This window comes from Streptomyces sp. NPDC002701, assembly GCF_042889045.1.
GTDB lineage: Bacteria > Actinomycetota > Actinomycetes > Streptomycetales > Streptomycetaceae > Streptomyces.
Map to the genome: position 1 here is coordinate 1 of NZ_JBIAQL010000065.1, position 4,144 is coordinate 4,144.

General features: G+C 65.2%; 4 protein-coding genes and 2 pseudogenes. 3 read left to right on the top strand and 3 right to left on the bottom strand.

Annotated elements, in window-relative coordinates; genetic code table 11:
- Positions 1 to 133 precede the first annotated feature (133 nt).
- Together ACFYXC_RS41730 and ACFYXC_RS41735 are read right to left on the bottom strand one after the other, a co-directional pair.
- The gene (locus ACFYXC_RS41730; protein WP_389558370.1) at positions 134 to 769 is read right to left on the bottom strand and encodes an NAD(P)-dependent oxidoreductase; all 636 of its coding nucleotides are present in this window, start codon (positions 767 to 769) and stop codon (positions 134 to 136) included.
- Between the two features lie 41 nt (positions 770 to 810).
- Positions 811 to 1,818 carry a zinc-binding dehydrogenase gene (locus ACFYXC_RS41735; RefSeq protein WP_389558372.1) on the bottom strand — a complete coding sequence of 336 codons (1,008 nt, stop codon included), beginning with the start codon at positions 1,816 to 1,818 and terminating at the stop codon, positions 811 to 813.
- 241 nt (positions 1,819 to 2,059) lie between these two features.
- On the opposite strand from ACFYXC_RS41735, the gene ACFYXC_RS41740 reads away from it, so the two are divergent.
- Both ACFYXC_RS41740 and ACFYXC_RS41745 read left to right on the top strand, forming a co-directional pair.
- Positions 2,060 to 2,557, top strand: coding sequence for a MarR family winged helix-turn-helix transcriptional regulator (locus ACFYXC_RS41740; RefSeq protein ID WP_389558373.1), 498 nt, complete (start codon positions 2,060 to 2,062; stop codon positions 2,555 to 2,557).
- Between the two features lie 217 nt (positions 2,558 to 2,774).
- Positions 2,775 to 2,912 (top strand): annotated as a pseudogene (locus ACFYXC_RS41745) (IS3 family transposase); the annotation flags it as partial.
- 97 nt (positions 2,913 to 3,009) lie between these two features.
- Here ACFYXC_RS41745 and ACFYXC_RS41750 read toward each other — a convergent pair.
- A complete protein-coding gene (locus tag ACFYXC_RS41750) occupies positions 3,010 to 3,765 on the bottom strand; it encodes a transposase family protein (protein ID WP_388928234.1) in 756 nt (251 codons plus the stop codon).
- A 284-nt stretch (positions 3,766 to 4,049) separates the two neighbouring features.
- Here ACFYXC_RS41750 and ACFYXC_RS41755 point away from each other — a divergent pair.
- Positions 4,050 to 4,144: pseudogene (locus ACFYXC_RS41755) on the top strand (IS5/IS1182 family transposase); the annotation flags it as partial.

Consider the following 4,144-nt stretch of genomic DNA (forward strand, 5'->3'; position numbering starts at 1 on the left):
CCTCGGGAAGCCAGGACTACACGAACCATCCGAAGTGTCCTGAACCACCGACGGCGCCGTCCCGGGAATCTCAAGATCCCCGACAGAGTCGCTCAGTGGGCAAGGGACCTGCGCGAGTCGGAAGACCGACGGTTCAGTAGCCGACGGTGAGCCAGCCGCGGTGGACGGTCGGGACCTGGAGTTCACCGGCGAAGGCAATGCAGTAGTCCTCCACGCCGATCCGCGACCGGCCGGTGGCGTCGCTGACCTGAGCGGTCACACTCGTTCGGTAACGGCCGGTTCGAACGCCGCGGGCATGCGGACCGAATTCCCCGGGCGCTGCGAGGTAGAACCAGTCCAGTGTGTCGGGAGTGTTTCCCAGCTGGTCGAGTGTCCGCTGGTGGGCGGTTACGCGGTCGGCGAGCCAGTCAGGAAAACCTGCGGTGTCGGCGTGCCGGGGACCATCCGGGGTGACCGGCAGAATGGCTGAGCTGCCCACCACGCCGAGACGGGCGCCGATTTTGTCAGCGGTCACTGCAAGAACGCTGGTGCTGGCCGGGAGTCCGCCGTTGTCATCAAGGGGCGACAGCGCGGACACAATCACTTCGGCTCCCGCCGTCGTGTCCGCGACCACTGCCGGGTCGTGGACACTGCCGGCAACGATGGAGACCGAAGGCGCGAGCAGGGAGTCAGGGTGCCGTGCGACCGCGGTGACCGTGTGTCCGACTTCTACAAGCTCGCGTGCCAGTGCGCTGCCTACGAAGCCGGTGCCGAACAAGGTGATCTTCATGATGTGTTCTCCTACTAGGAGGTTGAACCGATATGCGGAGTTCAGGAGCCGGGCCTCACGAGGATCTTGCAATGTTCCTCGGGCTCTGAGAGTTTGCCGAAGGCCCATGCCACGTCCTTCAGCCCGACCTCTGCGGTGATCAGCGGGGCCACGTTCAGCTCACCGTCGGCGATCTGGCGGAGGGTCTCGGCAAACTCGTCAGGGGTGTATGCCTGGACGAACCGGAACTCGGCCTCCTTGGCAATTCCGAAGTACGGCGTGATGCGGTCCGGCTCCATCGCTGCCCCGATGACAACGACTCGTGTGCCCATCGGCGTCTGCTGAAGAATGCTGTCGAGCATTCCGGGCACCCCGACGGCCTCGAAGACAACGGGCGTGCCTGTTCCCGTCCGTCGCCAGGCGTCGAAGACGTCGTCCGTGGCAGGGTCGACAACTTCATGTGCTCCCATGAGCCGGCCGAGCTTGCGGCGGGCGGGGGAGAAGTCGGAAGCGACGATGGGAAAAATACCCGCAGCGGCCAATTCGGCCACGACCGCCAGCCCCGCGGGGCCACAGCCAATGACGATCGCTCCGGTGCCTGCTTCGATGTCCGCCTTGTTGACAGCGTGCAGACCGACGGCCATCGGCTCAGCAAGAGTGGCGAGGCGAGGCTCGAGGCCGTTGGGGATGGGCAGGAGCAGCGGCGCACTGAGGAGCATCCGCTCGCCATACCCGCCAGGCTCCGTATTCGAGTAGAGGTGCGGCTCCATGCCCCACGCCGTCATCAGCGCCGGGACGGAAGTGACCTGGGTACCAGGAGGCGGCGCATCGGTCCTCGGTCCGGCAGCAACGACTTCAGCCGCGAACTCATGTCCCATGAATACGTCCTGGTTCAGGTCGAGGCCATCCGTCAGGCTCGGAGCGCCCACCATGCGCGCGGCGAGATCGACCATCGTGGCGCTGCGTGCGGCGAAGTGCAGGTCACCGCCGCAGACACCGCATGCGGTGACCTGGACAAGAACCTGACCCTCGCCAGGCACGGGTTCAGGAACGTCATCGCGGTACACCATCGACCCGTTCCGCAGTACAGAAGCTCGCATCGGAGATCCCTTCGCTGTCGCTGCACGATTTACTTCAAGCTACGAGTATTTACTTAACACGTCAAGTTTTGATACTTTACGCGTTAAGTGATTCCGACCTTCGACGTGGGGGTACGGCAACGTCAGAGGCAGGGCGCTAGCGCCTATGATCGGGACGACACGGGACCGAGAGGTCCGAACCACGACGGCGGGAAGTGAGGACAAGGGGCTGATGACTGAGACAGGTGACCCGCGCTGGCTCGACGAGGACGAGCAAGCCGCCTGGCTAGCGCTTGCGTCGGTATTCCTTACGCTCCCGGGAGCGCTGGACAACCAACTGCAGTCCGACTCAAAAATGACCTTCTATGAGTACATGGTGTTGTCCATGCTCAGTCATGCTCCCGAGAAGACCCTTCGGCTGCGCGACCTGGCCGCTCTGACTAACGGTTCGCTGTCCCGAGTCTCACAGGTGGCCGCGCGCCTAGAGACCCGCGGCTGGTTGAGACGCTGGCCGGACCCGGCCGACGGTCGCACCACCCTCACTACCCTCACCACGGCCGGGCGTAAGAAGCTGGTGCAGGCGGCTCCCGGCCACGTCGAAACAGTGCGACGGCTCGTACTCGACCCGTTGACGAAGACGCAAGTCCGCCAGCTCGAGAACATCAACGTGAGGATTCGGAAGGCCATCGAACCGGAAGGCCGAGCCATCTTCGGAGCCCACGGCAGCTGATCGCCGGTGTCCAGCCTTGTGTTCGTAGGAGCGGTATGGTCGGCGGCTCCCGGTCGGCCAGGACGTTGGCCCAGCCCCGCTCAACTACACATTTGGCCAGCATGGGAACGACGGGCCCGGCCATTGCAGCACCACAGGCGGTCACACAAGGTGAGGCTGATCCTTTGGAGTGGACACCCTGACAATGGATCTTGATGGTCCAGGGAGGGATGTCCAGGTGGGACGGAAGTCTCCGCATGCGGAGGAGTTCCGGAAGGATGCCGTCGCGCTGTATCGCGCGTCGGGCGGTAAGCGGACGCACGCGGCGATGACTGCGTATTCGGGATCACCGGGGAGAGGCACGTGGGTCCGTAAGTGCCTGTTTTCGATCCCCGGTTTTGAGTAGCTTTGGGCCCTAACGAGCTGGTGCACGACAAGCGGTGAGACGTCGGAAGCCTCGGTGGGGCCTGTGTTCACGTTTGCCGTGTCGAGTGCAGGTCTGCGGTCTGCTGGTGAGAGAGCAGGCCGGCAACGGCCTGGACGGTGTCGCTCATGTGCTCGCGGCGGCCGAGGTGGCGGGCCAGGGCCCGCCAGTTCTTCAGATGGGCGATGCCGTGCTCGACCCGGATACGGCGCGAGGAGTGCCCCTTGCGCTGACGCTCGTACATCTCCTCGTACCAGTCGGGAGCGTTCTTCTTGAACTTGCGATGCGGGGGCGTCACCACCCGGCCGCCGGTCTGCGCGCCCAGGCCCTGGTAGCCGGCGTCGGCGAGGATCTCAAGCGCGGGCGCGTCGGCCAGGAGCGTGACCAGCCCCAACTGGCGGGCGTGGGTGATGTCCGCACAGCTCGCGGGACGAGTGGGGCTGCACCACAGCACGCGGCCTTCGCCGTCCGTCACCACCATGGACTTGACGGCGTTCTGCTTGTTCTTGCCGGAGATGAACCTGTCCCGGTCCTTGCGCCCGACGGCGGGCCGCCGGACGCGGATCTCGGTGCCGTCGATGATGCCGGTCGTCCCGCTCGAGCCGAGGTGGTCGACGACCTCGGCCAGGGTTCGCAGCCGCACGTCGGGGCTGACCGTGCAGCCCCGCTCGGCGAGCAGGGGCCGCACCTCGTTGACGGCTCGTGTGATGGTCGAGCGGTCAACGCCGAACCAGCAGGCCAGTATGTCGTGAGTGGCTCCGTGGCGAAGATGGACGAGGGTGGCCAGCAAGCGGTCGACAAACACCAGGCGGTGTTTCGGTCCCCCGCCCACGGCCCGCTTCCGCGGCCGGGAGGTCAGCTTGGCCTGGTGACGCGCATGCCACGACGGGCCTATCTCGGCTACGAGTTCAGCGATCACATCGCCTGTCAGACCCGTGATGCGACGGTTGCTGGTGATCACTGCGCGAGCCCTGTTCTCCACCACCCGACCATGATCAACCATCACGGGCCCGACGTCTCACCGCTTGTCGTGCACGAGCTCGTAAGACCTGTCCCGTAACTGCTGGTCAGAGGTGAGATGATCTTGCTGTGTCTGGTGTGATCACGGCCTCGGAGCCCTCCTGGACAGCCCCGTTCACCGGGCTGACCCCGCGCCAGTTCGGCAGGCTGATCACCGCCCTCCG